This is a genomic window from Rubrobacter marinus (assembly GCF_011492965.1).
GTDB lineage: Bacteria > Actinomycetota > Rubrobacteria > Rubrobacterales > Rubrobacteraceae > Rubrobacter_F > Rubrobacter_F marinus.
The window spans coordinates 2,685,371-2,703,284 of record NZ_CP045121.1 but is presented as its reverse complement, the minus strand read 5'-3'; the positions used below and the strand labels follow the sequence as shown (position 1 = coordinate 2,703,284).

Here is a 17,914-nt window from a genome sequence, read left to right as displayed (position 1 = left end):
TCTCTGCGAGTTCGGTTAAAGTTCATGGCATCATGTGCCGAGAATGAGGGTGGGGCAGAGAGCAGCTGGAAAGAGGATCTGGTCTTGGCAGAGCACAGAGATAGGGAGCGGATGCTCCGCGAGGCCGAGCGGCGCCACGAGCTCCTGTTAGGAGAGGTGAGCGACGGCGTCTGGGAGTGGGACGCCCGGACGGGTACTCTCTCGTGCAACGACCGTCTCCTGGAGATCCTCGGTCTCCGGAGGGAGGGCGGTTTCGCGCCGTCCTCCTTCGAGGGCCTCGTCGAGCTCGTCCACCCCGAGGACCGGGGGCGCCTCCTGGGGGTGAGGCGCGCGATGACGAGCGGCGCCCTCCCGGAGGAGCACGAGAGGCCGGCCGGCGAGGAGGTGCGGCTGCGGCACCGGACGGGTGCGTACCGCCCCTGCGCGCTGCGCCTCGGGGCGCAGCGCGACGAGGGAGGGGAGGTTCTCGGCGCGGTGGGCGTCGTTGTCGACCTCGCGGAGCGCAGAGAGGCCGAGGAGGCCCTGCGACGGAGCGCGGAGCGGCTGCGCACCGGGGTCGGCAACGTGCCGATCGTGCTCTTCGCGCTCGACCGGGACGGCGTGTACACGCTCTCGGAGGGCGCGGGCCTGGGAGATCTGGGGCTCGAGCCCGGCGAGGTCTTGGGGCGGTCCATCTTCGAGGTGTACCGCGACTCCCCGAGGGTCCTGGAGGGCGTCCGGCGGGCCCTCTCGGGGGAGGCGTTCAGCACGACCACCGAGGTGTCCGGTCTTATCCTGCAGACCTGGTACTCGCCGCTGAGGTCGGGGGACGGCGAGGTGACGGGTGTCGCGGGGGTCTGCACCGACATCACCGAGAGAAAGCGCGCGGAGGAGCGGATCCACTTTCAGGCGCGCCTCCTCGACGCCGTCGGCCAGGCGGTCGTCGCCATCGACCTCGACGGGCGCATAACCTACTGGAACCGCTCCGCCGAGACGCTCTACGGCTGGTCCGCCGCGGAGGCGTTGGGCCGGCTCGCCAAAGAAGTTCTGGTCGCCGAGGAGCAGGCCGCCGTGGCGGAGGAGATCTACGAGGGGCTCAAGTCCGGCGGGGAGTGGAGCGGCGAGTTCCGCGTCAGGCGCCGCGACGGGAGCACGTTCCCGGCGCTGGTCACGGACACGCCCGTGCACGACGAGCGGGGGAACCTGATCGGCACCATCGGGATCGCGGCCGACATCTCGCGGCGCAAGGCCACCGAGGAGGCGCTCCGGGAGAGCGAGGAGAGGTTCCGCGCCCAGTACAAGGGGATACCGATCCCGACCTCCTCGTGGCGCGAGTCGGGGGACGGGGGCTTCGTCCTCGTCGATTACAACGACGCCGCCCACGACCTCACGCGCGGCCGGATCTCCGGCCTCGTCGGCCGGGGCGTCGGCGACGTGTTCCCGGGCGAGCCCGAGATGCTCGAATGGTTCTCGCGGTGCGCGGGGGAACAGAGGTCCCTGACGAGGGAGTTCTGGCTGGAGATGTCCACCACCGGCCAGGAGAGGTACTTTGTCGGCACGGTGGCCTTCGTGCCGCCGGACCTCGTGATGCTGCACATGGACGACGTCACCGAGCGCAAGCTCGCCGAGCTTCAGACGCGGCGCTTCGTCTCCCTCGTCGAGAACTCGCACGAGTTCGTGGCGATCGCCGACCTGGAGGGCCGCGTGACGTTCGTAAACGAGGCCGGACGCAGGATGGTGGGCCTCGACGACGCGCAGCTCGGCCGGACCCGGTTCGAGGACTGCCTCGTCCCCGAGGAGGCGGGCCTGGCCGCCGAGATATGGTCCGCCGTCATGCGGGACGGGTTCTGGTCGGGCGAGCTCCGCCTCCGGCACCTGAAGACCGGCGAGCCGATCCCCGTGCTCAACGAGTCCTTCGCCATAAACGACCCGGAGACGGGGCGCGCGATCAACGTCGCCACCGTCAGCCGGGACATCGCCGAGCGCAAGCGGTCGGAGGAGGAGCTCAGGCACCAGGCCTTCCACGACTCCCTCACCGGCCTGCCGAACCGCCACCTCTTTCTGGACCGCCTGCAGCATGCCCTCGACCGCGCGGCCAGGCGACGGGACCTCGTCGCGGTCCTGTTTCTGGACCTGGACAACTTCAAGGTCGTCAACGACTCCCTCGGCCACGACGCCGGGGACAAGCTCCTGACCATCCTCGCCGAGCGCCTCTCGGCCTGCCTGAGGCCCGAGGACACGGCCGCGCGCTTCGGGGGCGACGAGTTCGCCGTCCTGCTGGAAGACGTCAAGGGGACGGCCGACGCCATCGAGGTGGCGCGCAGGATCGCGGCGGCGCTGAGGGCCACCGCCGTCGTCGCCGAGCACGAGGTCTTCGCGGAGGCCAGCATCGGCATCACCCTCGGTGGCGCCGAGGGCGACAGCCCCGAGGGCCTGCTTCGCCAGGCGGACGTCGCGATGTACGAGGCGAAGCGCAAGGGGAAGGCGAACTACGAGGTCTTCGCCTCGCACATGGACGTGCACGCCCTCGAACGCCTGAAGCTCGAGGCCGACCTGAGAAGGGCCATCGAGCGCGGCGAGTTCCGCGTCCACTACCAGCCCAAGCTGGCCCTCGACGGTTTCGAGCGACGCCCCGAAGCCGAGCCGCCGCTCCTGCCGCCGCGCATCGTGGGGATGGAGGCGCTCGTGCGCTGGGAGCACCCGGAGGACGGCTTGATCCCCCCCGCGCGGTTCGTACCGCTGGCCGAGGAGACGGGGCTCATCGTCCCCATGGGACGGTGGGTGCTCGAGGAGGCCTGCCGCCGCGCGGTCGAGTGGCAGGCCCTACGCCCCTCCGAACCGCCCCTGACGATGAGCGTGAACCTCTCCGCCAGGCAGTTCGAGGACCCCGGGCTCGTGGAGGACGTCGCCAGGATCCTCCGGGAGACCGGCCTCGACCCGCGCCACCTCACGGTCGAGATCACGGAGAGCGTCTCGATGAAGGATGCCCGCTCCGCCGTCGGTACGCTCCGCGAGCTGAAGTCTCTGGGCGTGTGCCTCGCCATCGACGACTTTGGCACCGGCTACTCGAGCCTCGCCTACCTGCATCGTTTCCCGGCGGACTTCCTCAAGATCGACCGCTCCTTCGTCGGCGGCCTCGGCGAGGGGCCGGAAGAGAAGGGGCTCGTACCGGGCGTGGTCGGCCTCGCCCATACCCTCGGCATGAAGGCGATCGCCGAGGGCGTCGAGACGGCCGAGCAGCTCGCGCGCCTCCGGGAGATGGGCTGCGACCTCGCCCAAGGCTTCTACTTCTCCAGGCCCCTCCCCGGCGAGGCAATCCCGGCGCTCCTCTCGGAGTACGCCTCCGGCCCCCGGGCGTAGGGCGGCCACGCCCGGAGACCCCGCGCGGCACGGGACGGAGAGCCCCGCCCGTCCCGGATCTCGTGTGCGTGCCGTGTTCCGGCGGCGTGTCGCGGGTGCCCCGCGGCGGTATAGTCACCCGCGCAGGGGTCCTTAGCGCAGGGGAGGCGGACGGACCGGCTTGAACGGTACGAGAGGCACGGGTGCCCTCCGCGGGGCGTGGCGAAGCCTCGCCTCCCGGTTCGGGCGCCTGCCTATAAACGCCTGGCCGATCCTCCAGGCGGCCGTTGCGGCGGGCCTCGCCTACTTTCTCGCCTCCACCGTGCTCGGCAACGAGCAGCCCTTCTTCGCGCCCGTCGCCGCGGTCGTCACGCTCAGCCTCGCCCCGGGGGAGCGCGGGAGAAGGGCGTTCGAGGTCGCGCTCGGGGTCGCCGTCGGGCTCGCGATCGCCGACGTCGCCGTGCGTCTCATCGGCGTGGGCGCCGCGCAGATAGCGGTCGTGGTCGCGCTGGCGATGGCGGCGGCCGTCCTCATCGGGGAGCAGCGGCTCCTGGTGAACCAGGCCGCCATCTCCGCGATCCTGGTGGTCGTGCTCCAGCCCCCGGACGCGGGTTTCTCTCCGGACCGCTTCTTCAACGCCCTCGTGGGCAGCGGGGTCGCCCTCGCCGTAAGCTACCTGTTCCCGCTAAACCCGGAGCGGCTCGTCGAGCGGGCCGCCCGTCCCATCTTCGACGAGCTGGCCGCGGCGCTCGACGAGATCGCCGGGGCCCTGGAGGGCGGCGACCGCGAGCGGGCCGAGCGTCTCCTGGAGCGGGTCAGGGAGCTCGACGAGCGGGTGAGGAGCTTCAACGAGGCGCTCTCGGCCGGGCACGAGACGGCCCGCCTCTCCCCGACCGGGCGGCGGTCCCTGAAGCACCTGGAGCTCTACTCGGGCGCGAGCATAAGGATCGAGCTCTCCGTCATAAACACGCGCGTGCTGGCCCGCGGGACGGCCAACGTCTTGAGGCGCGGCGAGGCCGTCCCCCGGACGCTCCCGGGGGCCATCCGCGAGCTCTCGCGCGCGGTGCGCGCCCTCGGGGACTACCTGGAGGAGGAATCGGGGCCGGAGGCGGCCCGCCGCTGCGCGCTCGAGGCGGCCCGCAACGCCACCGAGACGCTCAAGGAGAGGCACGAGCTCGGGGCGAGCGTCCTGGTGGGACAGGTCCGCTCGATGGCCGTCGACCTCCTGAGGAGCACCGGCATGAACCAGGCCGAGGCCCTCGCCGCCCTGGAGGAGGCGGCACCGAGAAGCTCGGCGGAATCCTGAGCGACGGTCCGCGGGCCCGTAGGGACAACAAGATGTTCGGCCCCGACGCGTCCGCAGGCATAGCTCTTTGGGGTTAGAAAAAATTGGCCGGTTTGAGCCACGACGTTGCCGCGCGAGCAATGTAAGATTCGAGGCATGGGGAAGCTGCGCGTACTCATGACCAACGAGCCCCGCTCGTATAGGGAGGCGATCGCCCTCGCCCTCGAGACCGCCAGGCCCCAGGCCGACGTGCTCACCGCCGGGCCCGGGGCCCTGGACCCCGAGGTCAGGCGCTTCGCCCCGCGGCTGGTTATCTGCAGCCGGGTGACCGCGTTCGTGCAGGCCGAAGTCCCCGTGTGGGTCGAGCTCTACCCGGACCACGGGCCGGACTCTATCGTCAGCTTCGCGGGCCAGCGCTCCAGGATCCCCGGGATGGAGCTCGACGACCTTATCCGCATCTTCGACCGGACCAGGGCCTTCTCGCTCGGCGCGGTCTAGCGCGGCGGCCCGGCCGGCGTCCCTCCCCCGACAACCCCACGACGCTCGCGCCGGGGACGACGAGCGGTCGGCTTACCTTCCCGCGGAGGGCTTCGACGTTTGAGGGATCTCGACGATCCCGTGGCGGAGGGCGAAGACGAGCGCCTGAAGCCTCGAATGGACCCCGAGCTTGGAGAAGACGCTGGAGAGGTAGTTGCGCTCCGTCTCGATCGTGATGCCCAGGCGCCGGGCTATCCCCTTGTTGTCCAATCCGTCGGCGAGGGCCCTCAGGACCTGCTTCTCCCGCGGGGTGAGGCTCTCCAGGGCGGCTCTCGCGGCCGGGTCCCACCTGCTGCGCCGCCGTTCGGAGAGGCTCAGAAGCTCCGAAACCTCCTCGGCCGAGACGAGCGTCTCCCCGGCGCACAGGCGCCGCACCGCGTCGATGATCTCCCAGACCCCGGCGGTCTTGTGGAGGAAGCCCGCCGCGCCCGCCTCCACCGCCCGGACGAAAAGCTCCCGGTCGAGGCTCGCGGTCAGGACGAGCACCGCGCAGCCGGGGCTGCTCCTGCGGCGCGGGTTGGCCTCGCGCAGCTCGGAGATGAGCGTTATCCCGTCCCCGTCGGGAAGGCCGAGGTCCAGGATCGCGATGTCGATCCCTTCCAACGAACCCCTCGCCTCGGCCAGGGAGCCGGCCTGGCCCACCACGGTGAACCCCGGTTCCTCCTCCAGCAGCAGCGCCAGGGCCTGGCGCAGCGAGGTGTGATCTTCGATGAGCAATATGTTGTTCATATTTCCTTCAATCTACGCGATCCAACACCATTATTCTCGCCCGTTTTCCGGCCGCCACCATCACCGCAGGGGGCTGTTTTTCTCTAGCCCATTCGAGCCACGCACCCTCGGCCTCGCCGCGCGCGTCCGCCGAAGGGCTCCGACTCGCCGGACCGGCCTCCTCTCGCCGCGAACGCCACAGGCCCTTACGCACCACCCGAACCGGTCTGAGACCAGCCCATCAGGCTCGCCACTGGTTTAGGGCACCTCGGGCTGGCCGAGGGGCTCACCCGCTTTGTGGCCCTGGACAACGCGCGGCGCCACGCCTCGGAGGCGATCTGGCGGGGACCGCCGTCCCTTCTCCGCGGTCCTCGGTGCCGACGTCCCGGAGCCCACCCGGCGACGGCTCGAGGTGCTCAGGCGCAGCTCGGAGGGGTCGTCCGTGAGGGAGATCGCGCAGGACCTACGCCTCTCTCGGGCGACGGTCCGGCACCGAGGGCGCGCACCTGCGCGCCCTCGGTACCCACTCCCAGCTCGGGGCCAGGGCTCTAGGTCTCCTCCGGTGCTAGAGCTGGAAACACGATCCCCGGGCGTGGTCGAGACTCGCGGACAGATTAGGCAATGCTGCTCAGGACGCGGGCCGCGCGGGGGTGTAGGGTTTATGTCGTGGGGGCAGGGGGCGCCCCCTCGCGTCTCGGCGAGCTTCGGATAGGGGAGGCAGGTGTCGGGGATGGGAGACGCAGGGCGAGGGGCGAGATGCCGTCGCCGCAGGGGAGACCGGGTGGAGGTTGGGGCGTGATGGGCGCCGTCGTTCGTGCCGAGGGGCTCACCAAGCGCTACGGCAGGAACCGGGGCATACGGGACGTCGACCTCGAGGTCGACGAGGGCGAGGTCTTCGGCTTTCTGGGCCCCAACGGGGCGGGAAAGACCACCACCATCCGCACCCTCCTCGACTATCTGCGCCCGACGAGCGGGCGGGCGGAGGTCTTCGGGATGGACTCCCGCAAGGAGAGCGTGCGCATAAGGGAGCGGGTGGGGAACCTGCCCGGCGAGTTCGCGCTGGAGGACCGGATGAGCGGCGAGGGGCTGCTCCGGTTCTTCGCCCGCCTGAGGGGGGTGGGGGACCTCCGTTACGCGCACGAGCTCGCCGAGCGCCTGGGGGCGGACCTCGGCCGCCCGATGCGCCGGCTCTCCAGGGGGAACAAGCAGAAGATCGGGCTCATACAGGCCCTTTTCCACAGGCCGCCGCTCCTGATCCTCGACGAGCCCACGGGCGGCCTCGACCCGCTGGTGCAGGAGGAGTTCCTGAAGATCGTCGGCGAGACCAGGGCCGAGGGGCGAACCGTCTTCCTCTCTTCCCACAACCTCGCCGAGGTAGAGAAGATCTGCGATAGGGTCGGCATCATCCGCGAGGGACGCCTCGTGAGCGTCGAGACGACCGGAACCCTGGTGAACAAGGCCTTCAGGCGCGTCAGGATGTCCTTCGCCGGGCCGGTAGACCCCGGGCCGTTCCGGGCCCTGCCCGGGGTGAAGGACCTCCAGGCCGACCGAGAGAGCCTCTCCTTCACGCTCCACGACAACCTCGACGAGGTGATCAAGCTGGCGGCGAGGTACGAGCTGGTGAACCTCGAGTACGAGCGGCCGAGCCTGGAGGAGATCTTCCTGGCCTACTACGACGGGGAGGAGCGGAGGTCGTGATCTCGGACAAAGCCCAGGAGACGAGAAAGGCCAGGAGGAGGCACCGCAGGGCGGCGGGAAGGGCGGGCGGGGGCACGCTGTTCGCCCTCGTGCTGCACGCCCTCCGCTCGCAGCTTCGGAGCGTGATCGTCTGGGGGCTCGCGCTCGGGCTCTTGAGCGTCGTGACGGTCGCCTCGTTCCCCGCGCTGGAGGAGCAGGCCCCGGCCATAAACGAGCTGCTCGAGAGCTACCCGCCGGAGATGCGCGAGCTGTTCGGCGCCGGCGAGGGCACCGACCTGACGACGATAGAGGGCTTCCTGGCCTCCCAGGTCTTCAACTTCATGGCCCCCCTGGCCCTGGCTTTCTTCCCCATCCTCGCGGCGTCCAACGCGATCGCCGGCGCCGAGGAGCGCGGCACGATCGACGTCCTGCTCGGCAACCCGATCCCGCGCTGGCAGCTCGTCTGGAGCTCCTTCGTCGCGACCGCCCTCTCGCTCCTCGGCATCCTCGGCATCCTCGGGCTCGCGACCTGGGGTCCGGCCGTGGCGCTGGACGTGGAGCTCTCTTCGGCAAAAACGGCGGAGGCGGTCCTGAACCTGTGGCCGCTGTGCGCCTTCTTCGGGGGGCTGGCGATGCTCTGCTCGGCGCTCTTCCACCGCCGCCTCCTCGCGGTCGCCATCCCCGGGGCCGTCCTCGTCGCCTCGTACTTCGTCAACGCCCTCGGCAACACCGTGGAGGAGCTCGAAGACGCCCGGCCCTTCACGGCCTTCTACTACTACGGCTCGGCGATCGAGGACGGCATCGAGTGGGCTCGCTTCGGCGGCGTCACGCTCGCCGCCCTGCTGCTCGTCCTCCTCGCCACCCTGGCCTTCTCTCGCCGCGACATCTACACCTGAAGCCGCGACGCGAGGGCTCGAGATAGACCATGCATCTCCGAGTAGACGGGGTTGACGTGCGTGGCACGCGGCATCCGCGGCCGCGACGTTCCCTGAGGAGTCGGCGGAGCCGTACGCTGGAGAGGCCATCGGCCTCAGAGGAGCGGGCGCGCCCGCTCCGGGCGCGCGTGGTTGCTCCCCCTGGCCGGCGAGTCGGCGGCGAGCGAGAACTCGCGCGGGCGGGCCTTGGCGGCCTTTTTGGTCCTGTACATCTCGGCGTCGGCCTCGCACAGTAGCCGTCCGGCCGTTCGACCGTCGTCGTTGGGGCCCTTCTCAGCGACCCCAATGCTCACCCCGACGCGGACCTGGCCCTCGGGTAGATCGAAGGGCTCCGCCAGGTACTCCCGCAGCCGGCCGGCGATCCGCGCCGCCTCCCCCGGCCCGCGGATGTCCTCGAGCAGGACGCAGAACTCGTCGCCCCCGAGGCGGGCGACGGTGTCGGCGGGGCGCGAGCGGGTCTCGATGCGCCTGGCGAGCGCGGTCAGGAGCCGGTCCCCGGCCTCGTGGCCCAGGGAGTCGTTGACCTCCTTGAAGCCGTCGAGGTCCAGGTAGAGGAGCGCCACGGGCGCGCGGGTCCTCCCGGACCTGTCGAAGGCGTGGCCGATGCGCTCCTCGAGCAGGGTGCGGTTCGGCAGCCCGGTCAGGGCATCGTGGTACGCCAGGTGCGAAAGCTTCTCCTCCAGCACCTTGCGCTCCGTCACGTCCTGGACCTGCGAGATAAGGTAGAGGACCTCGCCGGCCTCGTCGTGCACGGCGGAGACGCTCAGGAGCGCCCACACCGTCCGCCCGTCCTTGCGAAAGTACCGCTTCTCCTTGCGGTAGGTGCGGCTCTCCCCCGAGAGCAGCCGCCCGACCTGTTCGAGGTCGGCGTCGAGGTCGTCGGGGTGGGTGATGTCCTGGAAGGTCTTACCGAGCAGCTCCTCCTCCGGGTACCCCAGCGTCTCGCACAGGGCGCGGTTCACCCTCAGCCACCGCCCGTCGGGGGCGACGAGGCCCATCCCGATCGCGGCGTACTCGAACGCGCTCTCGAACCGCTCCTGGCTCTCCCTCGGCGCCTCTGCCATCCCCGCCCCGAGACCGTCCTTCCCGCTCCCCGCGCAACGTCCCTCTGCGCCCACCTTTCAGACAGGGAGCGTACATTTCGCCGAGGCGACGTTGCATCCCCCATTTGGGGGATCTTCGCTTCCCGGTGCCGCCGAGCCGGAGAGCGACCTCCCCACGTGCCGACGTCGGAGGGCCCGTACACGCGCAGACACCGGGGCCGATTCTTCGCCGTCCCCGCCCTACCGGAGCGCGCCGGGCGCCTGGACTCGGATGCAACGTCCCTTTTATATGAGCGCACCCGAATTCGGCGCCGCGGATCTGCGTCCCGATCTGCCCACGTGTTAACGTCTGCCGGAAGAAACCGTCGGCTCGTTGCGAAGGAATCGTAGGCGGAGGACCGTGTGGCGGCCTGCGTCATTCTGACGCCGCGGCCGGTTCGCTGCGGGGCCGGAGCCCTTCCACGATGGCGCGGGTCTCCTTCGGCGACGCGCGGCCCTTGCCGGTGGGGGGTTCCCCCGTTATGTTTGGAGCAGGGGGGCCGAGAAGAAGGCCCAAACAGGAAGAGCCACTATGAAAAGCATCGTCGTGCGGCCCGGTGGTACGGGCTCGGGGGAGCAGACGGGGAGACCCGCCCACCGCTCCGTTCCGAGGGCACTCGTCGCCGTCCCGGGGCGGAGCAGGGGACGGGCGTGAGCGAGCGGTTGCGCGTGCTCATCGTGGAGGATTCTCCCGACGACGCGCTGCTGGTCCTGCGCGAGCTCAGGCGCGGCGGCTTCGACCCCGTCTACGAGCGCGTGGATACCCCCGAGGATCTCGAGGTCGCGCTCTCGGAGGGGCGGCGCTGGGACCTGGTGATCTCCGATTACAGCATGCCCAGCTTCAGGGCCCCCGACGCGCTGGCACTCGTAAGGGGGCGCGACCCCGACACGCCGTTCGTTATCGTCTCGGGCTCCGTGGGCGAGGAGGCCGCCGTCGAGGCGATGAAGGCCGGGGCGCAGGACTACCTCATGAAGGACAGGCTCTCGCGCCTGGGCTCGACCGTGGCGCGCGAGCTTCGCGAGGCGGAGTCGCGCCGGAGGTACCGGGAGGCCGAGGAGGCCCTGCGGGCCAGCGAGGAGCGCTTCCGCGCGACCTTCGCGCAGGCGGCCGTCGGCATGGCGCACGTCGGCGTGGACGGGAGGTGGCTGAGGGTCAACCGGAGGCTCTGCGAGATCCTCGGCTACGGGGAGGAGGAGCTGCTCGGGCTGTCGTTCCAGGACATCACCCACCCCGACGACCTCGACGCCGACCTCGCCCAGGTCGAGGCGCTGTTGGCCGGGGAGATAGAGACGTACTCGATGGAGAAGCGCTACCTCCGCAAGGAGGGCTCCGTCGTTTGGGTGGAGCTGACAGTCTCGATGGTCAGGGAGCCGCTCGGCGGGCCGGGCTACTTCGTCTCCGTCGTCGAGGACGTAACGAAGCGCAAACGGGCCGACGAAGCGCTGCGCCTGCGCGACCGCGCGATCGCCGCGAGCTCGAACGGGATCGTCATCGCCGACGCGAAGCGCCCGGGCCTACCCCTCACCTACGTCAACCCGGCGTTCGAGGCGATCACCGGCTACGGGGCGGACGAGGCGCTCGGCCGGAACTGCCGCTTCCTGCAGGCCGGAGATCGCGACCAGCCCGGCATAGGGGAGATGCGCGAGGCGGTCCGGCGGGGGCGCTACGCCCAGACCGTCGTCAGAAACTACAGAAAGGACGGCACCCCCTTCTACAACGAGGTCTCCATCTCCCCGGTCTACGACGACGGGGGACGGCTCACCGCCTTCGTCGGGGTACAGAACGACATCACCGAGCGCATCCGGACCGAAGAAGAGCTTCGCCGGAGCGAGGACCGGCTCCGCCTCGCGGTCGAGGCGACGGGGCTCGGGACGTGGGACTACGACCTCGAGTCCAGGGAGATGCGCTGCAACGAGCGGTTGAGGGCGTTGCTCGGGCTGGAGATACGGACCAAGCTGGACTACGAGACCTTTCTAGACGCGCTGCATCCCGAGCACCGCGAGCGCGTCGAGCGGCTGGTGAGCCGCGCCCTGGACCCCGCGGGGAGCGGCCACTTCGACACCGAGTACAGGACCGTCGCCCGCGACGGGACGGAGCGCTGGGTGGCGGCCCGGGGGCAGGCGTTGTTCGAGGACGGGCGCGCGGTACGCTTCGTCGGGACCGCCCTGGAGATCACGGAGCGCAAAAAGGCCGAGGAGGCACAGCGCTTCCTCGCCGATGCCGGGACCGTGCTCTCGTCCTCCCTCGACTACCGGGCGACCCTGAGGCGCCTGGCGCAACTGGTGGTGCCGGCCCTCGCGGACTGGTGCGCGGTGGACATGCTGGACGAAGACGGCAGGCTCATCCGCCTCGCGGTGGCGCACCCCGACCCGGAGAAGGTGGACCTCGCGTGGGGGCTGCACGAGCGCTTTCCGCCCGATCCGGGCGCCCCGCACGGGGTGTACGCGGTGCTCCGCTCGGGGCTCTCGCAGGTCGTGCCCGAGATCTCCGAGGAGATGCTGGACGCGGCCGGCCTCGGCGACGAGCAGCGGGAGATCCTGCGCGAGCTCGAGCTCAGGTCGTCCATGGTCGTGCCGCTCGTCGCCCGCGACCGAACGCTCGGGGCGATCACGTTCATCGCGGCCGAGAGCGGCCGGCACTACGGGCCGGACGATCTGGAGCTGGCGGAGGAGCTGGCCCGCCGCGCGGCGATGTCCGTGGACAACGCCAGGCTCTACGAGGAGGCACAGCGGGAGATCCGCGAGCGGGAGCTGGCCGAGGAGGCGCTGCGCGAGCAGACCGAGACGCTGGAGAAGGTGAACAGCATCGGACGCCTGATCTCGTCCGAGCTCGACCTCCAGAAGCTGGTGCAGGCCGTGACCGACGAGGCCACCGCGCTGACCGGCGCCCGTTTCGGGGCATTCTTCTACAACGTACTCGGCAACGAGGGCGAAACCTACACGCTCTACACCATCTCGGGCGTCCCGCGCGAGGCCTTCTCCAGGTTCCCCATGCCGCGTGCCACGGAGGTCTTCGGCCCCACGTTTATGGCGACCGGGCCCGTGCGCTCGGCGGATATCAGGGAGGACCCGCGCTACGGCAAGAATGCCCCCCACCACGGCATGCCGGAGGGGCACCTGCCCGTGGCGAGCTACCTCGCCGTGCCGGTGGTCTCCCGCTCGGGCGAGGCGCTCGGCGGCCTCTTCTTCGGCCACCCCGAGCCCGGGGTCTTCGGGGAGCGCGAGGAGAAGCTCGCCATCGGGCTCGCGGCGCAGGCCGCGATCGCCATAGACAACGCCAGGCTCTTCGAGTCGGTGCGCCGGAGCGAGGAGCGGTTCGGTTCCCTCGTCAGGAACGCCTCCGACATCGTCTCGGTGCTCGACGCCGGCGGCACCATCCGCTACCAGAGCCCCGCGGTCGAGCGCATCCTGGGCCACCGGCCGGAGGACATGGTCGGGAACAGCGCCTTCGACTACGTGCACCCGGAGGACGCCCGCACGGTGGCCGAGGCCTTCACCGAGGCGCTCTCGAGGGCGGAGCAGGCGCGCGTCGAGTACCGCTTCCTCCACGCGGACGGCTCGTGGCGCTACCTCGAGTCCGCGGCCACGGACCTCCTCTCCGACCCGAGCGTGCGGGGCGTCGTGGTCAACTCCCGCGACGTCACCGAGCGCAAGGAGGCCGAGGAGGCTCTGCGCTACCAGAGCCAGCTTAACAAGACCATCACGGACAACGCCGCCTCCTGCCTCTTCATGATGGACGTCATGGGCTGTCCCACGTTTATGAACCCCGCGGCGGAGGCGGCTACCGGATACACCCTGGAGGAGCTCCGGGGCAGGACTCTGCACGACTCCGTCCACCACACCCGTCCCGACGGGAGCCACTACCCGATCTCCGAGTGCCCGCTCGGGGAGGCCCTGGACCCGGCCTCGACCGGGGTGACGAAGGTCGAGGAGGTCTTCGTGCGCAAGGACGGGACGTTCTTCCCGGTCTCCTGTTCGGTCTCCCCGCTGGACCGCGACGGCGAGAGGGTCGGGGCGGTCCTGGAGTTCCAGGACGTCACCGAGCGCAAGCGGGCCGAGGCGGAGCTGAGGGAGAGCGAGGAGCGCTACCGGGCGGTGGTGGAGCAGACGGCGGAGTGCCTCTTCCTCTTCGACGCCTCCACCAAGCGCATCCTGGAGACGAACACGGCCTGCCAGAAGCTGTTCGGCTACACCGCCGAGGAGTTCAGGGGGATGACCATCCTGGATATGGTCGCCGACGGGGGCGGGGAGAGCGTGGACTCCAACGTCCGTCAGGTCGTGCAACGCAGGTACCACAAGGTCGGAGAGAGGCTCTACCGGCGCAAGGACGGCTCCACGGTCGACGTCGAGGTGACCGGCAGCCTCATCTCCTACGGCGGCCACGGGGAGGTCGTGTGCGGCGTCGTCCGCGACATCACCGAGCGAAAGCGGGCGGAGCAGAGGATGCGCGAGGTGCGCGAGGAGGAGAGGCGCCGCATCGCCCGCGACCTGCACGACGAGGTGCTCTCCGACCTCGTCTACGCCCTCCAGGACGTCCAGATACGCGAGGCTTTCTCCGAGAACGGGAAGGAAGAGGGCCTCGCGGACACCGCCGAGGCCCTCCGGCGCTCGGTCGAGGGGCTGCGCGCCGCGATCTTCGAGATGCGCCTTCAGGAGAGCCTGGAGCACTCCTTCTCCGCCTCGCTGCGGTCGCTCGTGGAGCTGAACCGCCGGATGTCCCGCGGCAGGTTCGAGGTCGAGCTGGAGATCGGCGAGGGCTTCCCGTCCACCCTGCCGGAGAGGCAGGGCAGGGAGCTCGTGCGCGTGCTGCAGGAGGCCATAAACAACGCCCGGCGCCACTCCGGCGCGCAGCGGATAAAGGTCTCGCTGGGGCTGGAAGGGGACCTTCTGTGGGCCGAGGTCTCCGACGACGGGCGCGGCTTCGACGCCACGGCTCCCCAGGGGGGCATCGGGTCCTCCTCGATGAAGCAGCGGGCCTCCGGGCTCGGGGGCGAGCTCGAGGTCAGGAGCGCGCCCGGGCGGGGCACGACGGTCCGCTTCTTCGCCCCCCTGGCCCTCATGCTCCAGACGCCGGACGACCTGGAGGCGCACGCGGGTGCCTAATGCATACGAATCAAGGCAATCTAGCCCATCTGTACCATGCAAAAATGCAGGGGCGTGGCTATCATCACGGGGCGTAAACTCGACCGAGAGAGGTATATGATCACCGAGGACGGGGTGGAGAATCGGACTATGCGCATACTGCTCGTTGAGGACCATGCTTCCTTCCGTCAGGCCCTGGCGCTGGTGTTCGGCCGGGAGGACGAGTTCACGGTCGTGGCGCAGGCGGGCTCGATAGCCGAGGCGCGCGAGGCCATCGCGGCGGAGTCCGTGGACGCCGCCGTCGTCGACCTTGCCCTTCCGGACGGTTCCGGGGCGGACTTCATCAGGGAGATCGCCGACGGCAAGATGAACATCTCCACACTGGTCTTGAGCGCGTCCCTGGACCCGGCGCAGTTCGCCGAGGCAGTGGAGGCCGGCGCCTCGGGGGTCCTGCACAAGTCCGCCGGTCTGCACGACATCGTCGACGCGGTGCGCAGGATGCGGGCGGGCGAGGTCCTGCTCTCGCCGAACCAGGTGATCGAGATGCTGCGCGTGGTGAGCCGCAAGCGCCAGGAGGAGCAGGAGGCGCGGCGCTCCATCGACAGGCTCACCCGGCGCGAGCGCGAGGTGCTGCAAGCCCTCGCCGAGGGCCTCGACAGCAAGCAGATCGCCGCCAAGCTCCACATCACCTTCGAGACCGAGCGCACCCACATGGTGAACATCCTGAACAAGCTCGGCGTGCACTCGCGCCTGCAAGCCCTCGTCTTCGCCGTGCGCTACGGGGTCGTCGAGATCGGCTGATCGCCTGACTCCCCTTTCGAGGGCCTGCGGCGCTTCGGGCGCTCCGGGCGCCCGATAGGGGAGATCCCCCGGCTGCCGTCGGGCGGCTTCTGCGCGCTGTTCGCACGCTCCCGCGGCTCCTGCGGGGTGGCCTCCGAGGCTAGCCCAACGAGGCTAGGCAAAGATCGCCCATTTATACGATGGCCGGGTTGGGAACGGGCCTTATATTGCTCCCATGGACACCAAACGCATACTCGTCTCGAATGAACTCAGATCCTACGGGGAGGCCGTCTCCGTGGCCCTACGGGTGCTCTGCCCCAACGCCGCCGTCTTCGAGGTGGAGCACCGGTATCTGACCCGGGAGGTGCGGCGCCTGCGCCCGGATCTCGTGGTGTGCAGCAGGGCCACCGAGGTGGTACGGGAACAGGTCGCGAGCTGGGTCGAGCTCTACCCCGATTGCGGCTCCCTCTCCGAGGTGTGCCTCGACGGCGAGTGTTCGACGGTCGACGACCTGCAGCTCTCGGACCTCCTGGACATCGTGCGCGCCCCGCAACGCGCGGCCAGCACGGGCTGAGGCCCGCCTTCCTCGAAGCCGCCGCTCGGTCTCTTTACGCTAGAGAGGTCGGCCGGCGCGGATAGGAGGGGGGTAATAGGCCGCGCCGGCCGGTAATGGAGATATTGTCGCGTACGGGCTTCGGGCCCGCCTCGTACTTTTGGGCTAACTTTCTCTGGTACAAACGTACCATAAGGTCCGTCGCGGCGGTTGCTGGTAAGCTTCCGGTATCACGGGCCGGCGGAAAACTGGCCCATATAGGGGATGCCCGGGCGATTCGGGCCGCTACAAAATATCGGCGTGCGGTGTCGCAGATGCTTGAGGGAGGTTGATCGATGTTTCGGGCTCGCTGGCTGAGGATCCTGGTTTGTTCCGCCTTCTTGACGGTCGTAGCCGCGGTCCCCGCGCTCGCGCACGCCGAGCTCGAGAGCGCCGCTCCCGCCGAGGGCGAGAGCCTGGAACAGGCCCCGAGCGAGGTCAGGCTCTCCTTCGGCGAGCCCGTCGAGGCCGCCTTCAACCCGGTAGAGGTCTACGACTCGGGGGGGAACCGCGTGGACGGGGACGACGGGCGGTCGGACCCGAACGACGCCAGGGTCGTGGTGGCCAGCTTGCGGGAGGAGCTCCCCGCTGGCTCCTACACCGTCGAGTGGACCGTGACGAGCGCCGACGGGGACCCGGTCTCCGGCGAGTACTCCTTCGACGTCGCCGCCTCCTCCTCGCAGGCGGCCGACACGACGCAGGAGGACCAGGCCGGCGGGGCCCCCGTCGAGCCCGAGGAGGCCGCCTCGAGGTCCGGCGGCGAGGGCTCGACGGAGACCGGGGGCTTCGGCTCGGGCACGCTCTACGCCGCTCTGGCGCTCGGCGTGGTCGTCCTGCTGGGGCTTTCGTTGCGCGGGCGTGGGCGTTAGGAGCGACACAAGGGGTTCCGCCCGGCGGGCGGTTCTATTCTTAGGGGCGGTCGCCGCCCTGCTCCTGCCGGCGCGGGCCGTCCGGGCGCAGGACATGGACCACGCGGGCGGGCTCGGCGCCGGCCAGATCGGGGCCGGCGTCGTGGGCGGCGTGGCGCAGGGGCTCGTGGTGCTCCTCGTGGGCCTCGTGGCGTTCGCGGCCGTCGTCTGGATCCCGGCGAGTCGGCCTTACGCCGGGGTGGGGGAGGCGGGGCGGACCTTCGTGCGCGGGGCCTGGGCGCTCGCCGGGGCGCTCGTGGTCGTGGGCGTGGCGGACCTCTCGATCTACGCCGCGCGCGCCACGGGGGACGCTCTCGGCCCCGCCCTCTTCGGGGAGGCGCTCTTCGGGACCCGGACGGGTTGGCTCTGGATCGCCCGCATCCTCCTCGCCGGGCTGACGGCCCTGGCGGCGACCTGGGCGGCGCGCCAGCGGCGCGCGACCCCGTGGTGGGCGGCGACCGGCGTCGGTTCGTTGCTCCTCGTGACGCTGGCGCAGGGGAGCCACGCCGCGGCCGAGCCCGGCGTCCTCCCGCTCCTTTCGAGCTGGCTGCACGTCGTCGCGGCGTCGTTCTGGATCGGCGGGCTCCTCGGGTTCCCCGCGATGCTGCTCGGGCCGCTCCGCGCGCTCGAGCCCGGCGAGCGGTCGAAGCTCCTCCGGACGGCGGTGCGTCGCTTCTCGAAGGTGGCGACGGCGGCCGTCCTGCTCGTCGTGGCGACGGGCCTGCACGCGACGCTGCTCAACGTGCCGAGCCTGGATGCGGCGCTGGAGACGGCGTACGGCAGGGCCCTCATAATGAAGCTCGGCCTCGTGGCGCTCATGCTCGCGGCCGGCGGGATCAACCTGATCGACAACGGCAAGGGGCCGCTCGGCCGCATGGTCGGCGCGGAGCTCGTGCTGGCCTTCGGCGTCCTCCTGGCCGCGGGGTTCCTCACGACCCTGCCCCCGGCGAGCTACGCCTCTCCCTGAGCCCCCGGACCCGGCCCGGCCGAACCCCCCTCCCTCCATTTAG

Annotated in this window: 13 protein-coding genes; 11 read left to right on the top strand and 2 right to left on the bottom strand. The window is 70.4% G+C overall.

Features of this window, described 5'->3' with window-relative positions; all coding sequences use genetic code 11:
* Window positions 1-84: 84 nt before the first annotated feature.
* The 3 genes from GBA65_RS13855 (at window position 85) to GBA65_RS13845 (ending at window position 5,101) form a co-directional block, all read left to right on the top strand.
* Window positions 85-3,339 (top strand): sensor domain-containing protein, encoded by a 3,255-nt coding sequence (locus GBA65_RS13855; protein WP_166397049.1) that lies wholly within the window; start codon window positions 85-87, stop codon window positions 3,337-3,339.
* Window positions 3,340-3,499: 160 nt separating this feature from the next.
* Window positions 3,500-4,624 (top strand): FUSC family protein, encoded by a 1,125-nt coding sequence (locus tag GBA65_RS13850; protein ID WP_166397048.1) that lies wholly within the window; start codon window positions 3,500-3,502, stop codon window positions 4,622-4,624.
* A gap of 135 nt (window positions 4,625-4,759) precedes the next feature.
* Window positions 4,760-5,101 (top strand): hypothetical protein, encoded by a 342-nt coding sequence (locus GBA65_RS13845; RefSeq protein ID WP_166397047.1) that lies wholly within the window; start codon window positions 4,760-4,762, stop codon window positions 5,099-5,101.
* Between the two features lie 72 nt (window positions 5,102-5,173).
* On the opposite strand, the gene GBA65_RS13840 is transcribed toward GBA65_RS13845, so the two are convergent.
* Entirely contained in the window at window positions 5,174-5,869 is a 696-nt protein-coding gene (locus GBA65_RS13840) for a response regulator (protein ID WP_166397046.1), read from the bottom strand.
* A gap of 391 nt (window positions 5,870-6,260) precedes the next feature.
* Between GBA65_RS13840 and GBA65_RS26560 the strand changes: the two genes are divergently transcribed.
* The 3 genes from GBA65_RS26560 (at window position 6,261) to GBA65_RS13825 (ending at window position 8,421) form a co-directional block, all read left to right on the top strand.
* Window positions 6,261-6,560: a helix-turn-helix domain-containing protein gene (locus tag GBA65_RS26560; RefSeq protein ID WP_207955776.1), complete on the top strand. Its 300-nt coding sequence runs from the start codon at window positions 6,261-6,263 to the stop codon at window positions 6,558-6,560.
* Window positions 6,561-6,646: 86 nt separating this feature from the next.
* Window positions 6,647-7,546 carry an ABC transporter ATP-binding protein gene (locus tag GBA65_RS13830; protein ID WP_166398514.1) on the top strand — a complete coding sequence of 300 codons (900 nt, stop codon included), beginning with the start codon at window positions 6,647-6,649 and terminating at the stop codon, window positions 7,544-7,546.
* The gene (locus tag GBA65_RS13825) at window positions 7,543-8,421 is read left to right on the top strand and encodes an ABC transporter permease subunit (RefSeq protein ID WP_166397044.1); all 879 of its coding nucleotides are present in this window, start codon (window positions 7,543-7,545) and stop codon (window positions 8,419-8,421) included. Before GBA65_RS13830 ends, GBA65_RS13825 begins: the two co-directional genes overlap by 4 nt.
* 134 nt (window positions 8,422-8,555) lie before the next feature.
* Here GBA65_RS13825 and GBA65_RS13820 read toward each other — a convergent pair whose 3' ends face one another.
* Complete coding sequence (locus GBA65_RS13820; RefSeq protein WP_166397043.1) at window positions 8,556-9,524, bottom strand: diguanylate cyclase domain-containing protein; 969 nt, start codon at window positions 9,522-9,524, stop codon at window positions 8,556-8,558.
* A gap of 669 nt (window positions 9,525-10,193) precedes the next feature.
* On the opposite strand from GBA65_RS13820, the gene GBA65_RS13815 reads away from it, so the two are divergent.
* The 5 genes from GBA65_RS13815 to GBA65_RS13795 all read left to right on the top strand — a co-directional run bounded on the left by GBA65_RS13815 (window position 10,194) and on the right by GBA65_RS13795 (window position 17,871).
* Window positions 10,194-14,645, top strand: a complete 4,452-nt coding sequence (locus GBA65_RS13815) for a PAS domain S-box protein (RefSeq protein WP_166397042.1) — start codon at window positions 10,194-10,196, stop codon at window positions 14,643-14,645.
* Window positions 14,646-14,699: 54 nt separating this feature from the next.
* Entirely contained in the window at window positions 14,700-15,425 is a 726-nt protein-coding gene (locus GBA65_RS13810; RefSeq protein ID WP_228281334.1) for a response regulator, read from the top strand.
* 274 nt (window positions 15,426-15,699) lie between these two features.
* Window positions 15,700-15,978, top strand: coding sequence for a hypothetical protein (locus GBA65_RS13805; RefSeq protein ID WP_166397041.1), 279 nt, complete (start codon window positions 15,700-15,702; stop codon window positions 15,976-15,978).
* Between the two features lie 359 nt (window positions 15,979-16,337).
* Window positions 16,338-16,865: a copper resistance CopC family protein gene (locus GBA65_RS13800; protein ID WP_166397040.1), complete on the top strand. Its 528-nt coding sequence runs from the start codon at window positions 16,338-16,340 to the stop codon at window positions 16,863-16,865.
* On the top strand, window positions 16,855-17,871 hold the full coding sequence (locus GBA65_RS13795; RefSeq protein WP_166397039.1) for a CopD family protein: 1,017 nt from the start codon (window positions 16,855-16,857) through the stop codon (window positions 17,869-17,871). The genes GBA65_RS13800 and GBA65_RS13795 overlap by 11 nt, the downstream gene beginning before the upstream one ends.
* Window positions 17,872-17,914: the final 43 nt, after the last annotated feature.